Raw genomic sequence first — 17,337 nt, 5'->3', positions numbered from 1 at the left:
GCAATGAGTGGGTTCTGTCAAAACCGTGTTGTGATTGTGACGGGGGCGGGCAGCGGGCTGGGACGCGGCTACGCCCTTGCGCTGGCAGCAGAAGGGGCCAGGGTGATCGTCAATGACATTAATGAGCAAACTGCTGCGCAAACCGTGGACGAGATTCGCCGCGCCGGGGGGGAAGCACGGGTCGATACCCGGGACATCACGTCCTATGAGGCCGCGGGCCGTATTGTCCGTGATGCCCTTGAGATTTTTGGGGATCTGCATGCGGTGGTCAACAATGCCGGGATCTGCCGGGATCGCATGTTTGTCAGCCTCACCGAGGAAGACTGGGATCGGGTAATGGCGGTGCATCTGAAGGGGCATTTCTGTATTTCCAGTCATGCCGCAAAATACTGGCGCGCCCGGGCCAAGGCGGGTGGCGCCGTTTCCGGACGTATTATCAATACAAGCTCCGGGGCCGGACTTCAGGGATCTGTGGGACAAGCGAATTATTCCGCCGCCAAAGGCGGTATTCTCAGCCTCACGCTGGTGCAGGCGGCGGAACTGGCGCGTTATGGAATCACGGCCAATGCCATCGCTCCGCAGGCCCGGACCGGTATGACCGAAGAGGTCTTTGCCGACATGATGAAAAAACCCGAGGATGGCGGTTTTGATGTCTTTGACCCGGCGAATGTGGCGCCGCTGGTGGTTTGGCTGGCCAGCGCGTGTTCGGCCGAAGTGACTGGGCGGTGTTTTGAAATTTGTGGGGGGGAAATTTCCGTGGCGGATGGCTGGCGAAGCGGAGAAGCCCTTAGTAAGGGGGCACGGTGGACTGTGGCGGAACTGGATCAGGCGCTTCCCCGATTGATTGCCCGCACCCCACCGGCACAGAAAGTTTACGGGAGCTGAGGAAGATGAACTTCAGTTTCACCGATGAACAGAACATGATCCGCGATATGGCGCGGCAATATCTGTCTGACTGGGCCTCAAGTGGTGGATTGCGCAGGATTGCGGATGGCAAACTGTCCCATGATGGCGGAGCCTGGCGTGAGGTGGCAGTTGATCTGGGCTGGGCCGGGATTGTTGTGCCCGAAAGGTACGGCGGTAGCGGGCTGGGCGCGGTGGAACGGGCCATTCTCATGGAGGAAATGGGCCGGGTGTTGTTTGCGGCCCCGTTTTTTGCCACTTGCTGCTTGGCGACGGATGTGATCCTGGCGCTGGCTGATGAGGAACAGAAAAAAATGCTGTTGGCGCCGATTTTGAACGAGGGGGAAAGCGCCACCGTGGGGTGGTGGGCAAAGGGGGCACGATCTTTGTCTCCCGATACGCTAGGGGTGAGATACGAAAAAACACCGCAGGGATATCTTCTTACTGGTGAAACGCATTATGTGCTGGCGGCGGAGGCGGCGAGCCTTGTGCTGGTGGCCGCCCGGGAGTCTCAGACCGGTGAGGTTGCGGTTTTTGCCCTGAAAGCCGATAGTCCTGGCTTGAACAGACGGTCTTCCGGTTCCATGGATCCCACAAGACCGCTTTTTATCCTGCAATATGACAATGTTATCGCCTCGGAAACGGCACGACTGGGGGACAGTGGCCGCGATGCATGGCCGGCATTTTATGCGGCCCTGTGTCATAGTATGGCGGCGCTTGCGGCGGAACAGGTGGGTGGCATGCAACGTTGTCTGGATATGACGGTGGATTATGTCCAGGAACGCGTACAATTTGGCCGCAAGATCGGATCGTTTCAGGCCGTTAAACACCGTTGCGCGGATATGATGGTCGCGACTGAAGCGTCCCGCTCGGCGGCCTATTATGCGGCTGCGGTTTCCGCCCAGGCTGCACAGGAGATTGCCGAGGCGGCCGCCATTGCCGCCTCTTATTGCGGAGACGCCTATTTCCAGGTGGCGGGCAACGCTCTGCAATTGCATGGCGGGATTGGGTTTACCTGGGAATATGATTTGCATTTTTATTTCAAGCGGGCCCGGGCTTCTCGGTCATATTTTGGCGCGCCCGACTGTCACCGGGACACCCTGGCCCACATGATCGGTCTTGTTTCTGTGCCGAAACAGTCACGGGAGAATACCGCATGAATTTGACGTTTTCACCTGAGGATGAAGCTTTCCGGGCGGAAGTGGCGCAGTGGCTGTCGGACAATCTGCGGGGGGAATTTGCCCTCCTGAAAGGGCGCGGCGGTCCGGGCGATGAAGATGCTTTTGTCGAAGAACGCAAACGCTGGGAAAGACGTTTGGGAGAAGGCGGCTGGATTGGATTGGGCTGGCCGGAAGAATGGGGCGGGCGGAACCTGGATTTGTCTCGACAAGTCATCTTTAACGAGGAATATGCCCGCGCCGGGGGGCCGGGCCGGGCTGGACATATCGGGGAAACCCTTCTGGCACCGACGCTTCTGGCGTTTGGAACCACAGCGCAGAAAGAGCGATTTTTGCCCAAGATCCGCCGCGGGGAGGAATTCTGGTGTCAGGGATATTCGGAACCCAATGCCGGATCCGATTTGTCTAATATTAAAACCCGGGCCCGCCTTGCGGGGGGGCGCTGGAGTATTGAGGGGCAAAAGATCTGGACGTCTCTGGCCCATGAGGCGGACTGGTGTTTTGTGCTGGCGCGGGCGGTGGACGGCTCCCGGGGGCGCGAGGGGTTGGTGTATCTTCTGGTGCCGATGGATCAACCAGGGGTAACGGTGCGCCCGATTGTACAGATTACTGGCACAAGCGAATTTAACGAGGTGTATTTCGATGGTGCAGAAACCGCTGCTGAAAATGTTGTGGGTGAGATCGGCGCGGGCTGGAAGGTGGCCATGGCCACCCTATCCTATGAACGGGGCATTTCCACATTGGGGCAGCAAATGCTGTTTCGTAATGAACTGGACCGGATCATGGAGACAGCCCGGGAAAATGGCGCCGTTGAAGACGCCGGAATCCGCCGTCGTCTTGCTGCGGCCTATGCAGGTCTGAAAATCATGCGGTACAACGCCCTGCGTATGCTCAGCCATGACCATGCTGGAGGTCTGCCTCGCGAAGCCTATATCACCAAAATTTTCTGGGCGACCTGGCACCGGGATCTGGGGGAACTGGCCATGGAGGTTATGGGGCCGGAGGCGGAAGTTGTCGGTGAGGACGGTTTTAATCTGTTGCAGCGGCTGTTCCTGTTTTCCCGCTCTGACACGATTTATGCCGGGACCAACCAGATCCAGCGCAACATTATTGCGGAACGCGCTCTGGAATTGCCCCGCGAACCGAGAGGAGAATGTCATGGCTGATTTAAAACATGTTCCCCCTTATCCGCCGGCGCATGGCCTTTTGAAAGATAAAACGGTGCTTATCACCGCTGCTGCGGGGACGGGAATCGGTTATGCCGTGGCCAAACGCAGCGTGGAAGAAGGGGCCCATGTCATGGTGTCGGACATCCATGAGGAACGACTGCGCCAGGCCGTGGAAAATATTCAGGAGGCCACTGGTGTCCGGCCGGCGCATGCCTTGTGCAATGTCACACAGCAGGAAGAGGTGGAGGCTCTTTTTCAGGCCGCAGAACGGGAACTGGGCAAGGTGGATGTCCTGATCAATAATGCCGGACTGGGGGGGACGGCGGATATCCGAGAGATGCGGGATGATCAGTGGCATGCGGTGTTGGACGTCACATTAAACGGCACTTTCCGCATGGTGCGTGAAGCTTTTCGACGCATGCAGGGGCAGGGTGGCGTCATTGTCAACAATGCCTCGGTTCTGGGCTGGCGGGCACAGAAGGGGCAGGCGCATTATGCTGCCGCCAAGGCCGGTGTCATGGCGCTGACGCGATGTGCCGGGGTGGAAGGGGCGGAGCTTGGCATCCGGGTTAATGCGGTGGCGCCAAGTCTTGCCATGCATGCCTTTCTGCATAAGGTGACGACGCCGGAACTGCTTGCGGAACTGGCGGCGAAAGAAGCTTATGGCCGTCCTGCCGAGGTATGGGAAGTGGCCAATGTGATGATTTTCCTGGCCAGCGATTATTCAACCTATATGACCGGGGAAACGATCTCGGTTTCCAGCCAGAGGGCCTGATGATGAAAAAGGTTTTTGATACACCCGCTGCACTGAGGAAGGCCACGGGAGACAGGCTGGGGCCCACGACATGGCTGGAGATTGACCAGAAACGCGTTGATCAGTTTGCCGAGGCCACCGGAGACCATCAATGGATTCATGTGGATCCCAGGCGGGCGGCGGAAGGGCCTTTTGGTGGCACCATTGCCCACGGTTATCTGACCCTGGCCCTGGCCAATAAGTTCCTGCCGGAACTGATCGAGGTGCGCCGTGTGGCGATGGGCATCAATTATGGCTGCGACCGGGTCCGCTTTCCCCAGCCGGTGAAAGTGGGGCAACGTATTCGCGCTCGTGGCGAAATTCTCAGTGCCGAGGATGTTAAAGGCGGTGTGCAAGCGGTCATTCGGATAACAATCGACATTGACGGCGAAGACCGCCCCGGTTGTGTTGTTGACACCATCAGTCGTTTTTACCCGCAACAAGGAGCGGAACATGAATGAAGCGGTAATTGTTTCCACGGCTAGAACCCCGATTGGGAAAGCCTATAAAGGGGCATTTAACAATACGGAAGCCCCGGTTCTGGGCGGGCATGTGATACGGGCGGCCGTTGAGCGGGCCGGCCTTGAAGGGGCGGAAGTGGAGGATGTGATCCTGGGATGCGCGGCGCAACAGGGCACCCAAGGGTATAATCTGGGGCGTTTGTGCACCTATACCGCTGGCCTACCCCACAGCGTGCCGGGCATGACGGTGGACCGGCAGTGTTCTTCCGGCTTGGTGGCGATTGCGATGGCGGCGGATCATGTTATGACCGGCCGGGCGGCGGTGGTCGTCGGCGGCGGAGTGGAATCCATCAGCCTGGTGCAGAACAAATATAAAAACAGCTACCGTACCCCATCACAAGCCGTGCTTGAGGCAGCGCCAACGGCGTATATCCAGATGATCGAAACCGCCGAAATTGTGGCGGAACGATATGGTATTTCCCGTGAGGCGCAGGATGATTATGCCCTGAGCAGCCAGCAGCGGACAGCCCGGGCACAGGAGGCCGGTTTGTTTGATGATGAAATCGTTCCTCTTTGCACCATAAAGGAAGTCCGCAACCGGGAAACAGGCGAGGTTACCCATCAAGAAGTCACTTTGACGCGGGACGAAGGCAACCGGCCGCAGACCACGGCCGAGGATCTTGCGCGGCTTGAACCGGTCTGGAAGGACGGCGCTTTTGTCCCAAAGGGGAAATTCATCACTGCCGGAAATTCATCTCAGCTGTCTGATGGCGCGGCTGCCGTCGTGGTGATGAATGGCCGGCGAGCCGAACAAAAAGGACTGGCCCCGCTTGGCGTTTTTCGCGGCATTGCCTTTGGCGGATGTGCGCCGGAGGAAATGGGCATCGGGCCGGTTTTTGCCGTGCCGAAGCTGCTGAAACAACACGGTCTGAAAATTTCTGACATTGATCTGTGGGAACTTAATGAGGCGTTTGCCTGTCAGGTGGTGTATTGCCGGGACCGGTTGGGCCTGCCTGAGGAGCGGTTGAATGTAAATGGGGGCGCGATTGCCATCGGACACCCCTTTGGCATGTCGGGGGCGCGCATGGTGGGCCATGCTTTGCGGGAAGGCCGGCGCCGGGGGGCGAAATATGTGGTGGTCACCATGTGTGTCGGTGGTGGCATGGGGGCGGCTGGCCTGTTCGAGGTTGTATAGGTGTGTGCGTCCTGTTCTTGAACGACCGATGAATAATAAATGACCCATGAATAATAAAGGTATGAGGGAGAGCGGATTATGGCATCGGGGAAACATCGTGTGGTGATTGTCACCGGCGCGTCTCGCGGCGTTGGCAAGGGGGTGGCGCTGGGGTTGGCGGGCGAGGGCACGATCCTATATGTCACCGCCCGACCCGATCATCAGCGCCCTACGGGACTGCCTGGCAGTCTGGAACAGACGGTGGCAGAAATCGCCAATCGCGGCGGTGAGGGGATCGCGGTGCCTTGCGACCATCGGGATGATGCACAGATTGAAGCCTTGTTCCGCAAGATAGAACAGGAGCAGGGCCGACTTGATATCCTAGTCAATAATGTGTTTGCGGTTCCCGGCGATCTTCAGCAGCACAAGCCATTCTGGCAGCGCCCCTTATCGCATTGGAACGATATGATAGATCTGGGCCTGCGTGCTCATTATGTGGCCAGTCGGCTTGCGGCGCCGATCATGGTGGCGCAGCGGCATGGGCTGATTGTCAATATTTCCTCCCCCGGGGCCCGTTGTTATATGCATTCAGTCATCTATGGAATGGGTAAGGCGGCGACCGATAAAATGGCGCATGACATGGCGCGGGAGTTGCGCGCCTATCAGGTGGCGGCCGTTTCGTTGTGGCCGGGTATTGTGTTGACGGAACGGGTCATGCCGGCCGTCGAATCCGGACAGTTGCCGCCGGAATATGCGGCGCTGAAAGACGGTTTTGAAAGCCAAGAGTATGCCGGGCGCATCATTGATGCGCTTTTTCAGGCGCCGGATCTGCACCAAAGGTCAGGCAGGAGCTGGTACACCGCGGAATTGGGGCAAATATATGACGTGCAAGACCGTGATGGCAACATTCCCGCGTCTTACCGGCATATCCTGGGAGGGCCGGCTGAGCCGTCAGAAGCTGAAATTATGTAACGGCAGACAGGGATATAAGAAGGCTTATATGTGCGTATAAAAAACATGAATCAGAATATAATTTGCCGTTTGCGTAGTTATTTATATAAAATATTACGAAATATCTTGATTGATTGAGTTGTGTTGTATAGAGTCTGTGTTGTGAGAAGAGGAGGGAGCGGGAGGCTCCTGATACATAGAAACAAATTCAGGGTTTATCGTTTGGGAGGTTGTATGATGTTGATCCTCAATAATCATAATAAAACAGTAACGCTTATGATATCGACAATACTGGCGTCAGGAGCTTGGGGAAATACGGCCTTGGCGGCCGTTTCAGAGGAAGAAAGTTTTGGGGAAGAAAGTTTCGGGGAAGATGTCGGGGCCGGTTTCAGCCTTGAAGAGATTGTGGTTACGGCCCAGAAAAGGGAACAGAATCTTCAGGAAACGCCGGTTTCACTGGCGGCCTTTGACCGGATGGCTCTGGAGGCTCAGGTTATTCGTGATATCAGCGATGTCAGCGCCTTGACGCCAAACTTGCAGATTGCGCCGTCCCCGGGCGGGACAACGGGGGCGACGGTGGCCATTCGCGGCTCGGCAATGATCAATCCTGCGGTGACTTGGGAACCGGCCGTGGGGATATATTTTGATGGTGTTTTTGTGGCCAAGAATGTGGGGGGGCTGTTTGATGTGGCTGAACTGGAACGGATTGAGGTGTTGCGCGGCCCGCAGGGCGCCCTCTATGGGAAAAACACCACCGGCGGGGCCATTAATCTGATCACCCGGCGTCCGGCGGGAGAATTCAGTGGTTCGGTGCATGGCGGCCTTGGAAATTTCGGGTATTACGAATTTGGGGGCACGCTGGATACCGCCCGGCTGGGCGATTTGCTTAGCCTCAGCTTTTCCTATAAAAAGCGGGAGCGGGACGGGCTTTATGACAATGTTCCCTCCAGCCTGCCTTTTGCCAATCCGCCGGTCATTGACGAATTTAACCGGCTGGATTCGGAAGCGGCCCGCGTGGCGGCATTGTTTGAATTGTCCGAAAATCTTGAGCTTTATTATACCTTCGACTGGGCCAGGCGGGACAATACCCCGGCTTTCGGACAGTTCGAGGTGGGTACTTTTAATGACAGCGGCGAACTGATCGGTCCGGCGGAAACGAAACGTCTGAAAGAGGGGTCGTTGGATGGCACGCTGTTTGACCGGTCCAAAAGCCTGGGGCATGCGGTGCATGTGACCTGGGATATCAGTGATACGGTGACGTTCAAGTCCATTTCCGCTTATCGGGAAATGGAGTTTAATGACAGCAATGATTATGACGGGGTGCCGTTTACGGGGTTCCATACCATTCGGGATGTGGAACACTCACAGACCTCTCAGGAATTCCAGTTGGTCGGCAACGGAGAAAGCCTGTCCTATGTGCTGGGTCTGTTTTATTTCAATGAAAAGGCGGATGCCGTCAATCCGTTTGACTTCGGTTTCGGTGTCCCGATCCGGAATTTTTATGGTGTGGAAAGTACGTCATATGCGGCCTTTGGTCAGGTGGACTGGACCATATCGGAAAAATGGACGGTTTCTTTTGGGGCACGTTGGACCACGGAAGAAAAAGACAGTTTCGTCCGCCATCCGGATGGGGCGCTGATCGGGGCCCCGACCTTTGACGTGGAAGCCAATGCCTCATGGGACAATTTTTCGCCGATGGCCACAGTGAGTTATAAAATTGACGATGACGTCAATGCCTATGCCCGTGTGGCCCGGGGATGGAAGGCCGGCGGTTTCAATGGCGAGCCCACAACGGCAGAAGAAGCACAGAAACCCTATGATGAGGAAACGCTGACGTCTTATGAAATTGGTTTGAAGGCCCGCTGGCTTGGCGGGCGGCTGCAAACCAATATCGCCGCCTTCTACAATACGGTGGAGGATATGCAGCTTTCCAGTTTCCTCGGGGCCTATTCCTTCATCGAAAATGCCGGGGAGGCCACGGTCAAGGGGGTTGAATTTGAGGGTGTTCTTGCGGTTACGGAATCTCTCACCGCATTCCTGAATTATGGTTATATGAAAGGCGATTATCAGGATTTTTCCAGCGGCGGTGTCCAGAAAAAGGATATTGCCAAATTTCCCTACATGCCGGAAAACAAGGTTTCCGTCGGCCTGGAACATGTCGTCAATCTGGGATTTGGCGAACTACACAGCCGGTTGGATTATAGCTGGACGGATGAGCAGTTCTTTTACCATGAGGTGGACCAGGCCCTGTTGTCGAAAAGTGAGGCTTATGATGTACTGAACGCACGGATTGCGCTGATGGTGCCGTTTAATGATCGTCAGGAAATCGAAGTGAGTGTCTGGGGCAAGAATCTCACCGACAGTGAATATCGCCTGAACGGAATTCCCATCGCATCGGCGGGATATTCCATCAATTATTATGGCGATCCCCGCACCTACGGGGTTGCAGCAAAATTCACTTTCTAGAGTGAATTGTAAATAGTTGGCTCAATTCACTCTAGGAACGGGGCCGGCATGGTCGGGGAAACGGCCCGTCGGATCGCGTAAGCAGGATGCCGATATGGTGAAAAGTAAAGCATTTGAGCCGCTGCGCTTGGGCAGTTTGAGACTGCGCAACCGGGTGATCAAGGCCGCGACTTATGAAGGCATGACCCCCGGGGGTATTCCGACAAAACACTTGACGGAATACCATCGGGGGATGGCGGCGGGCGGGGTGGCGTTAACCACGGTGGCTTATGGGGGCGTCTCGGGCGACGGGCTGACCTTCAAGGATCAGATTATACTCGATGACCGGGTCATTTCCCCTCTGAGAAAACTGACCGATGCGGTGCATCGGGAAGGGGCAGCAGCGGCCATCCAGCTCAGTCATTGCGGGGCCTTTACCCGCAGCCCCACCCTGTCCTCCTTCTGGGCTCAGGGCCCGTCTTTTTCGTTGAACAGTTACGGCCTGTTTTCTGGCATTCCCTTTGCCAGAGCCATGACCGTCAATGAAATCGCCCGGACGGTGGAGGCGTATGGCCGGGCCGCAGCCGTCGCCAGAGAGGCTGGGTTTGATGCGTTAGAAATCCATATGGGGCATGGATATCTGTTAAGCCAGTTTATCAGTCCCGCCACCAATCGCCGCCAGGACCAATATGGCGGGACACTTATCAACCGAATGCGTTTCCCGGTAGAAGTGCTTCAACGGGTGCGCGGGCAGGTGGGGGCGGATCTGCCGATCCTGATCAAAATGAACTTGTGTGACGGTTTTGAGGGAGGACTGACGATCGAGGAGGCGATACGGGTGGCGCAAATTTTGGAAAAAGAAGGGGCGGACGCTCTTGTCATGTCCGGCGGTTTTGTCAGTCGCACGCCCATGTATCTGTTTCGCGGACAGTCTCCGCTTGAGGCCATGATCGCCAGCGAAGCATCCTGGTGGCATCGCTGGATCCTGAAACTGGGGGGCAAGGCAGCCTTTTATGACATGCCTTATGAGGATATGTATTTTTTGCCACTGGCCCGGAAAATACGCACGGCGGTTCGGATGCCGCTGGTTCTGCTTGGAGGGATCAAGCATCTGGCGCATCTGGACAAGGCGATGGCAGAAGGGTTTGACATGGTGGCAATGGGGAGGGCTCTCATTCATCAACCGGACCTGATTGCCCGCTATCAGGCGGGAAAACAGAAAACATCCACCTGTAGGCCGTGTAACAAATGCGTGGGGGAAATGGCGCGTCCGGGCGGGGTAAGGTGTGCCCTGTCCTTGCCGGATAATGATCAACTCCAGATCCAAGAAATGATCAAAGAAACGATCCAAGAAAGGAAAAATCATGTTTCCAGAAGGGGTGGCGGTGGTGATCGGCGGTACGGGCGGTGTCGGCCGGACCATATGTGAAAAACTCGTTGAGGCCGGTACAGAGGTGTGTTTTACCTATCATAATAACCTATGCCGGGCTGAACAGATCGTTGAAGAATTAAGCCGTGGGGGAGCCCGCGTTGCCTGCAGACCGCTGGATGTGCGCGATGAACAGGCTGTGGCGGCCTTTTTCAATCATGTTGCCAGCACATATGCCGGGCTTCATACCGTGGTGATGGCTACGGGATATGATATTCCCCAGCTCCACATCAGTGAGGTTTCCCCGGCGTTATGGCGTGACGTTATTGAACAGGATCTGAACGGTTTTTTTCATGTGGTCCGTCATTCCCTTCCTCTGTTGCGGGCGGAGGGGGGATCATATGTTCATATCAGTTCGGCCGGGTTGCTGAAATGGCCGGAAAAAGATGTGTTGTCTGTTGCTCCCAAGGCCGCCATTGAATCCCTTATCCAGGGCATTGCAAAAGAGGAAGGCAAATATCGGATACGTGCCAACAGTGTTCTTTTGGGGGTGATCGAAACCGGAATCTTTTTACGGCTGCGAGAAAAGGGCGTGTTTGATGAAACCTGGTGCGAGGAGGTCCTGAAAGGTCTGGCGCTGAAACGTTTCGGCCAGCCCGAAGATGTGGCGGAAGCGGTGTTGTATCTGGCGTCGTCCCGGGCGTCTTATGTCACGGGGCAGACCATTTCGGTGGCCGGGGGATATGGCGTATGAGCGCGGCGCAATGGGAGCAGGAGACGGATGTACTGGTCATAGGTTCCGGCGCCGGCGCCATGACTGCGGCTCTTGTGGCGCATGATCATGGGGCCCGGGTTCTGGTGGTGGAAAAAAGTGATCTGTTCGGGGGCACGTCCGCCATGTCCGGGGGCGCCATCTGGATTCCCGACAATCATTTGATGAGGGCTCGGGGAGAACAGGATTCTCCTGAGGCGGCCCTGGCCTATATGAAGGAAATGACCCGAGGACTGGTTCCAGAGGAAAAACTTCTGGCTTATATCACCCATGCGCCAGAAATGCTGAAATATCTTGAAGATCATTCGGATGTCAAATATCAGCCGGCCCCCTATCCGGATTATTTTCCCGAAAAGCCGGGCGGACGGGAAGGGTTCCGCACCCTGGAGCCTGTGCCGCTGGATGGCTGGCTGCTGGGGGAGGATTTTTTAAAGCAGCGCCCCCCGCATGTACAAACCCTGATTTACGGGCGGGTTGCCATTACCATGGCGGAAGGACGCATGATGCTCACACAGGCTCCGGGGGCGCAGAAGCTGGGCCTGAAGCTTATGGCCAAATACTGGCTGGATTTGCGGACCCGCCTGCAAAGCCGAAAGGACCGCCGGCTGACCCTGGGCAATGCATTGACCGGACGGCTGCGCCTGTCCCTGAAACGGCGACGGGTTGACCTGTTGTTGCAGACCGCCTTTACCGACCTGATCGTCCAGAACGGCAGGGTGAACGGAGCTGTGCTAAACCATAAGGGGGGGAAGCTCCGGGTCAGGGCGCGTCGGGGCGTGGTGCTGGCGGCGGGCGGCTTTGAACATAATCAGAAAATGCGCGAACAATATCTGCCCTCGCCGACCTCTGCCGGGTGGAGCGGGGGCAACCGCTACAATACGGGCGATGCGATCCGGGTCGGCCTGGCGCATGGCGCGGCGACCGGCTTGATGGAACACGCATGGTGGGCGCCAACAATTCCGGTGCCGGGAGAACCAACGGCGCGCGTATTGTTTGCGGAACGCTCCTTGCCCGGCCTTGTCGTCGTCAACAGCCATGGCCAGCGGTTCAGTAATGAAGCGATGCCCTATCTGGAATCCGCCGTGTCCTATTATGAAGCCCATGAAAAAGGCGGCGGTGCCGTGCCAGCCAATATCATCTTTGACTCCCGGTTTCGGAAGCAATATCCGTTGGGGCCCCTGATGCCGGGCAATATCCAGCCCGATAGGGCATTGCCCAAGGCGGTGCGCGAGGGCCTTTTGTTCAAGGCGGAAACCATATCTGAGCTGGCGGCGCAGATGGGGGTTGATCCGGACGGGCTCATGGCGACGCTGGAAGAATTCAACCGGCATGCCCGGAAGGGGGAGGACCCGGCCTTCCATCGGGGCGAAAGTTATTATGACCAATATTACGGCGACCGGCAGGTTAAGCCCAATCCGTGTCTGATGCCTGTTGAGACACCTCCTTATTACGGCATGAAAGTTTACCCCGGTGATATCGGTACCAAAGGCGGGCTGTTGACGGACAGCAAGGCCCGGGTCCTGGACAAAACCGGCTGCCCCATCGAAGGGTTATATGCCATAGGCAACTGTGCAGCTTCCGTGATGGGGGCGGGCTATCCCGGGGCCGGCTCCACTTTGGGGCCGGCGATGACGTTCGGCTATCTGGCCGCCCTTGACCTGACCACCAATTGAGCACTGGGCCGGACATAGCCCCTATCCAGCCCCTATCCTGTATAATGAGAGGCCAAAGACAGCTTTGGGCCTGTCATCACATGCCGTTTTGCGGTATTGTCGAGATGTCGGGCCACATTCGATGCCCTTTGTTCCAAAGGGGGGAAAGGGGGCGATAGGGCGCCATCCGGGCCGGGTTGCCCTGATCAGGGTCAAAAGGGAGAGAGGCATGAAATGGGTTGGGAAGACCGCGGGGCTAGTGTTCGTCATGGCGTTTTGCGGGGCAGGCGGCGCGGTCTATGGCGGGGATCAGGCGCCAATCCCGGCAGAGACAGCAGCGCCAGCGGGGCTGTATACGCTTGACCAGGCGCATGCCAGCCTGCTGTTTCGGGTCAATCATCTGGGATTTTCCAATTATACGGCGCGCTTTACCCGTTTCGAGGCCAGCGTTCATTTCGATCCCGTCAATCCTGTCGCATCATGGGTGCGGGCAAAAATTGATCCGACTTCCCTTGAAACCGATTATCCCGATCCGGGGTTTGATTTTAATAAAAAACTACAGGGGCCGGGCTGGCTTGATGTGGCGCGTTATCCGGAAATCACCTATGCTTCAACCGCCATCGAAATGACCGGCCCGCGGACCATGCGCATTCATGGTCACCTCAGCCTGCACGGGGTGACAAAACCCGTCGCGCTGGAAGCCCGTTTCAACGGCGGCTATGCGGGCATGATTCCCCATGACCCGGCCGCACGGATCGGTTTTTCAGCTATGGGGAGCTTTCAACGTTCTGAGTTCGGCATGGCTTACGGCTTGCCGCCGGAAGGGTCCAGTTTTGGTGTCGGGGACAGGGTAGACGTTATCATCGAAGCTGAGTTTACCGGCCCGCCGCTTGTCGAATGAGCCTTGTGTTAGAGAACAGGCCGGACGGAGTTGAAGTCCTGCCATTCCCAAAGAAGTATAATCGCAGAAACAGATTTTTTTCAGATCAGAGCCCGTAAAAGGAGATCGTCCATGTCCGATACAAGCCTTGTTTTTTATACCAACCCCATGTCGCGCGGGCGTATTGTGCGCTGGATGCTGGAAGAAACCGGTGTGGCCTATGATACCCGGGTGATCGACTATGGGCCCGCCATGAAATCGGCCGACTATCTGGCGATCAATCCCATGGGCAAGGTGCCGGCCCTGCGCCACGGGGATATGATTGTAACGGAATGCGCGGCCATCTGTGCTTATCTTGCCGATGCTTTTCCCGAGGCCGGTTTGGCGCCGCCCCCGGCACGACGAGGCGCCTATTATCGCTGGCTTTTTTTCGGGGCGGGGCCGATGGAGGCGGCGCTGACAAATAAGGCGCTCGGGGTTGAGGTGCCCGCGGACCAACAAAGGATGGCAGGATATGGTACCTATGAGAACGTGATAGACACGCTGGCCTATGCCGTTTCCCAGAGCGACTATATCGCCGGAGAAAAGTTTTCGGCTGCTGATGTCTATGTGGGGGCGCATGTCGGATGGGGGATTCAGTTTGGCACCATGCCGGAACGTCCGGAATTTATCGCCTACTGGGACCGTCTCAAAGATCGGCCTGCTTGCAGGCGGGCCAAGGAACTGGATGATCAGCTTACCCCCCAGCAGGACCACACATGACCGCGGTATTGGTCGGTGTGACCATGATTGCCGGGCAGCGTCTGGGGTGGGCCGGCGCGCTTGAAAATCTTGCGACATATCTGTCGTCTTCTTAAGGGAACCATGGAGTTTGCACACCACCTTGAGGCTCCAGGCGAGTCGGTGGAGCAGACTATACCCATTCGGGTGTGCGGCGCGCACCGGCGCGGGAAAAGCCTCCTTTATTTTGTTTTAAACGAACTTTTTGGGCTCCGAGCGGCTCTTTTTTCGGGGCGATTCCGGAAACTGTGTTTCGCAGGCGTGCGATCGGCGGGAACGGGGTTGCCGAGAGCCTGTTTTCAGGGTATAGGCTATAGAATAAAATTCTCTTTATAACTAAAAAGATAGATCAAAATGGACTTTGATATCACAGATTTGAAACTTCTTGACTTAATTCAGAGGGATATTAGTCTTTCTATCGACGAGTTGGCGCAGCGTGTGGGACTGACCAAAACCCCTTGTTGGCGGCGCATTCAGAAGCTGGAAAAAAGCGGTGTGATCAAACGCCGGGTGGCCTTGCTGGATGCAGAGAGACTTAATCTTGGGGTATCGGTGTTTGTTCAGGTCAAAACGTCGCAGCACAATCGTGCCTGGCTGGAGAAATTTTCGGAAACGGTCAAACGTTTTCCCGAAGTGGTGGGATTTTACCGGATGGCGGGGGAATATGACTATCTGCTCCGGGTTGTGGTTTCCGATATCGCAGCCTATGACGAATTTTATAAACGTCTGATTGATGCCACCAGCCTGACCGATGTGACCTCCAATTTTGCGATGGAAGAGCTGAAAAACACCACGGAACTGCCGCTGAGGAAATAGGGCGCAGACAAGAAACCCCGGTGCCCAATTCGTCCTGAATGAAAGAACAGGATGGCATGAAACGACAAAGTGCAGCCGGATCATGAGACAGTTGATCAAAACCATTTTGGCGGCCCGGGGCGGGGCAAGGGGTGTCCCGACCGGGGCCGAACCCGGGACCGGGGCAGGGGCGGACATTATCGAAAAAATTCGCCGGTCGGTAATTGGCGAACGGCGACTGTTTCGCACCGCCTTTGGCTGGCGGCCGTTGATCTACGCGGATTATACAGCGTCCGGGCGGGCGCTTGGTTTCGTCGAGGACTATATCCGTGATCAGGTGCTGCCCTTTTACGCCAACACCCATTCGGAAAGTTCGGTATGTGGCAAACGGACCACGGCCTGCCGGGAAGCCGCCCGCCAGATGATCAAACAGGCCGTCAAGGCGGGGGAGGATCATCTGGTGATTTTTTACGGCTCAGGGGCGACGGCCGCCATTCACAAGCTAATCGACATTCTGAACCTGCGCCTGCCAGCGGACCTGAATGATCGTTATGATTTTCTGGCCCGGATCCCCGAAGCGGAACGACCGGTGGTGTTCATCGGTCCTTATGAACATCATTCCAATGAACTGCCGTGGCGGGAATCCATTGCCGATCTGGTGGTGATCCGCCTTACTCCGGAAGGGCTTATTGACCAGCGACACCTGGAAGACTGTCTTGACCATTATCAGGACCGTCCCCTGAAAATTGGCAGTTTCTCGGCCGCCTCTAATGTCACCGGCGTGTTGAGCGAGGTGAGGGCCATAAGCCGGATTCTGCACCGCCACGGGGCCATGGCATTCTGGGACTATGCGGCCGCCGCCCCCTATGTGGGGATTGATGTGACCGGCAGGACCGACGATCAGGGCGACAGCAGTTTGGATGCAGTCTTCATTTCGCCCCATAAATTTATTGGCGGGCCCGGCACGCCGGGGGTTCTGGTGGTTAAAAAGGCGCTCCTGACCAACCGGGTGCCGGCGGTGCCGGGGGGCGGAACGGTGCTGTATGTCACGCCTCAGGCCCATACTTATCTGCCGGCTGGGGAGGCCCGGGAGGAAGGTGGCACCCCGGCCATTGTGGAATCGATCCGGGCCGGGCTGGTTTTTAAACTGAAAGAGACCGTCGGGGCAGAACGGATTGAACGGCTGGAACGGGAGATGGTCAGCACGGCCCTTGGGCGCTGGGGAAAAAATCCGAATATTCAGATCCTGGGCAATCCGGAACTGCCGCGTATTTCCATCGTATCGTTTAATATTCTGCGTCAGGGGCGCCCACTGCATTTCGGGTTTGTGGCGGCGTTGATGAATGATCTGTTCGGGATCCAGGTGCGCGGCGGGTGTTCCTGCGCAGGGCCTTATGGTCACGAGCTACTGGGGCTGGATTCTGCCCGCAGCGCGGCGTTGGAAAAGGCGGTGGAGGCCGGGTTTCATATTCTGAAAATGGGCTGGGTGCGGCTCAATTTCAATTATTTCATCGACCGCGAGACATTCGATTATATCCTGCGTGCCGTGGAACTGGTTGCCGAACATGGCTGGAAACTCTATGCGCTATATGACTTTCATGCTGGTAGCGGGGAATGGATCCACCGGGATGATGGGGAAAATGATGCAGTGCCGTTGGTCTTCCCCCTGCATAAAAACATGTCTGAAACTCTCGCCCACAGAGGCGAAACTGCCGCAACGACCTGTTCGCCCGGCGATCTTCGGAATTATCTTAAGGCGGCGGAAGACATCCTTCGCGCCGCGCCGCGGGTGCCTGATCGCCTACTGTCGTCCCCTCTGCCTGAAGAGGTGGAAAGGTTGCGTTGGTTTGCCCTTCCCCAGGATTGGGAAAATTGTCAGAGCTGACTTGACGTGGGTCAAGTCTGGGACATGGCTCATTTGTTACTTTGCGCAGACGGCGTTGTGCCGGAGTCTGCTGTGAATCGGTTATCTCTGTGGTGTAAATGACTTTTTCTGTTTTCCATTTTGTTCAGAA

The 17,337-nt window shown here is 56.6% G+C and carries 15 protein-coding genes; all 15 read left to right on the top strand.

Going from position 1 to position 17,337, the window contains the following annotated elements; all coding sequences use genetic code 11:
- Positions 1 to 3 precede the first annotated feature (3 nt).
- A complete protein-coding gene (locus FE788_RS11350; RefSeq protein ID WP_138380746.1) occupies positions 4 to 885 on the top strand; it encodes an SDR family oxidoreductase in 882 nt (293 codons plus the stop codon).
- A 5-nt stretch (positions 886 to 890) separates the two neighbouring features.
- Positions 891 to 2,063, top strand: coding sequence for an acyl-CoA dehydrogenase family protein (locus tag FE788_RS11345; protein ID WP_138380745.1), 1,173 nt, complete (start codon positions 891 to 893; stop codon positions 2,061 to 2,063).
- Positions 2,060 to 3,247, top strand: coding sequence for an acyl-CoA dehydrogenase family protein (locus FE788_RS11340; RefSeq protein WP_138380744.1), 1,188 nt, complete (start codon positions 2,060 to 2,062; stop codon positions 3,245 to 3,247). The genes FE788_RS11345 and FE788_RS11340 overlap by 4 nt, the downstream gene beginning before the upstream one ends.
- Complete coding sequence (locus FE788_RS11335; protein WP_138380743.1) at positions 3,240 to 4,025, top strand: SDR family oxidoreductase; 786 nt, start codon at positions 3,240 to 3,242, stop codon at positions 4,023 to 4,025. Before FE788_RS11340 ends, FE788_RS11335 begins: the two co-directional genes overlap by 8 nt.
- A gap of 2 nt (positions 4,026 to 4,027) precedes the next feature.
- The gene (locus tag FE788_RS11330) at positions 4,028 to 4,504 is read left to right on the top strand and encodes a MaoC/PaaZ C-terminal domain-containing protein (protein WP_138381380.1); all 477 of its coding nucleotides are present in this window, start codon (positions 4,028 to 4,030) and stop codon (positions 4,502 to 4,504) included.
- Positions 4,497 to 5,699, top strand: coding sequence for an acetyl-CoA C-acyltransferase (locus FE788_RS11325; RefSeq protein WP_138380742.1), 1,203 nt, complete (start codon positions 4,497 to 4,499; stop codon positions 5,697 to 5,699). Before FE788_RS11330 ends, FE788_RS11325 begins: the two co-directional genes overlap by 8 nt.
- Before the next feature lie 78 nt (positions 5,700 to 5,777).
- A complete protein-coding gene (locus tag FE788_RS11320) occupies positions 5,778 to 6,650 on the top strand; it encodes an SDR family NAD(P)-dependent oxidoreductase (RefSeq protein ID WP_138380741.1) in 873 nt (290 codons plus the stop codon).
- A gap of 300 nt (positions 6,651 to 6,950) precedes the next feature.
- Positions 6,951 to 9,095 carry a TonB-dependent receptor gene (locus tag FE788_RS11315; protein WP_210413940.1) on the top strand — a complete coding sequence of 715 codons (2,145 nt, stop codon included), beginning with the start codon at positions 6,951 to 6,953 and terminating at the stop codon, positions 9,093 to 9,095.
- Positions 9,096 to 9,189: 94 nt separating this feature from the next.
- A complete protein-coding gene (locus FE788_RS11310) occupies positions 9,190 to 10,503 on the top strand; it encodes an NADH:flavin oxidoreductase (protein ID WP_138380739.1) in 1,314 nt (437 codons plus the stop codon).
- Positions 10,439 to 11,197 (top strand): SDR family NAD(P)-dependent oxidoreductase, encoded by a 759-nt coding sequence (locus tag FE788_RS11305; RefSeq protein WP_138380738.1) that lies wholly within the window; start codon positions 10,439 to 10,441, stop codon positions 11,195 to 11,197. Before FE788_RS11310 ends, FE788_RS11305 begins: the two co-directional genes overlap by 65 nt.
- Positions 11,194 to 12,888, top strand: coding sequence for an FAD-binding protein (locus FE788_RS11300; protein ID WP_138380737.1), 1,695 nt, complete (start codon positions 11,194 to 11,196; stop codon positions 12,886 to 12,888). The genes FE788_RS11305 and FE788_RS11300 overlap by 4 nt, the downstream gene beginning before the upstream one ends.
- 208 nt (positions 12,889 to 13,096) lie before the next feature.
- Complete coding sequence (locus FE788_RS11295) at positions 13,097 to 13,768, top strand: YceI family protein (protein ID WP_138380736.1); 672 nt, start codon at positions 13,097 to 13,099, stop codon at positions 13,766 to 13,768.
- Between the two features lie 111 nt (positions 13,769 to 13,879).
- Positions 13,880 to 14,509, top strand: a complete 630-nt coding sequence (locus FE788_RS11290) for a glutathione S-transferase family protein (RefSeq protein WP_138380735.1) — start codon at positions 13,880 to 13,882, stop codon at positions 14,507 to 14,509.
- Between the two features lie 372 nt (positions 14,510 to 14,881).
- The gene (locus FE788_RS11285) at positions 14,882 to 15,343 is read left to right on the top strand and encodes an Lrp/AsnC family transcriptional regulator (RefSeq protein ID WP_138380734.1); all 462 of its coding nucleotides are present in this window, start codon (positions 14,882 to 14,884) and stop codon (positions 15,341 to 15,343) included.
- Positions 15,344 to 15,425: 82 nt separating this feature from the next.
- On the top strand, positions 15,426 to 17,207 hold the full coding sequence (locus tag FE788_RS11280; RefSeq protein ID WP_138380733.1) for an aminotransferase class V-fold PLP-dependent enzyme: 1,782 nt from the start codon (positions 15,426 to 15,428) through the stop codon (positions 17,205 to 17,207).
- Positions 17,208 to 17,337 lie beyond the last annotated feature (130 nt).

This window comes from Luteithermobacter gelatinilyticus (assembly GCF_005849285.1).
GTDB lineage: Bacteria > Pseudomonadota > Alphaproteobacteria > Sphingomonadales > Emcibacteraceae > Luteithermobacter > Luteithermobacter gelatinilyticus.
This window is presented reverse-complemented; position numbering and strand designations above follow the sequence as displayed.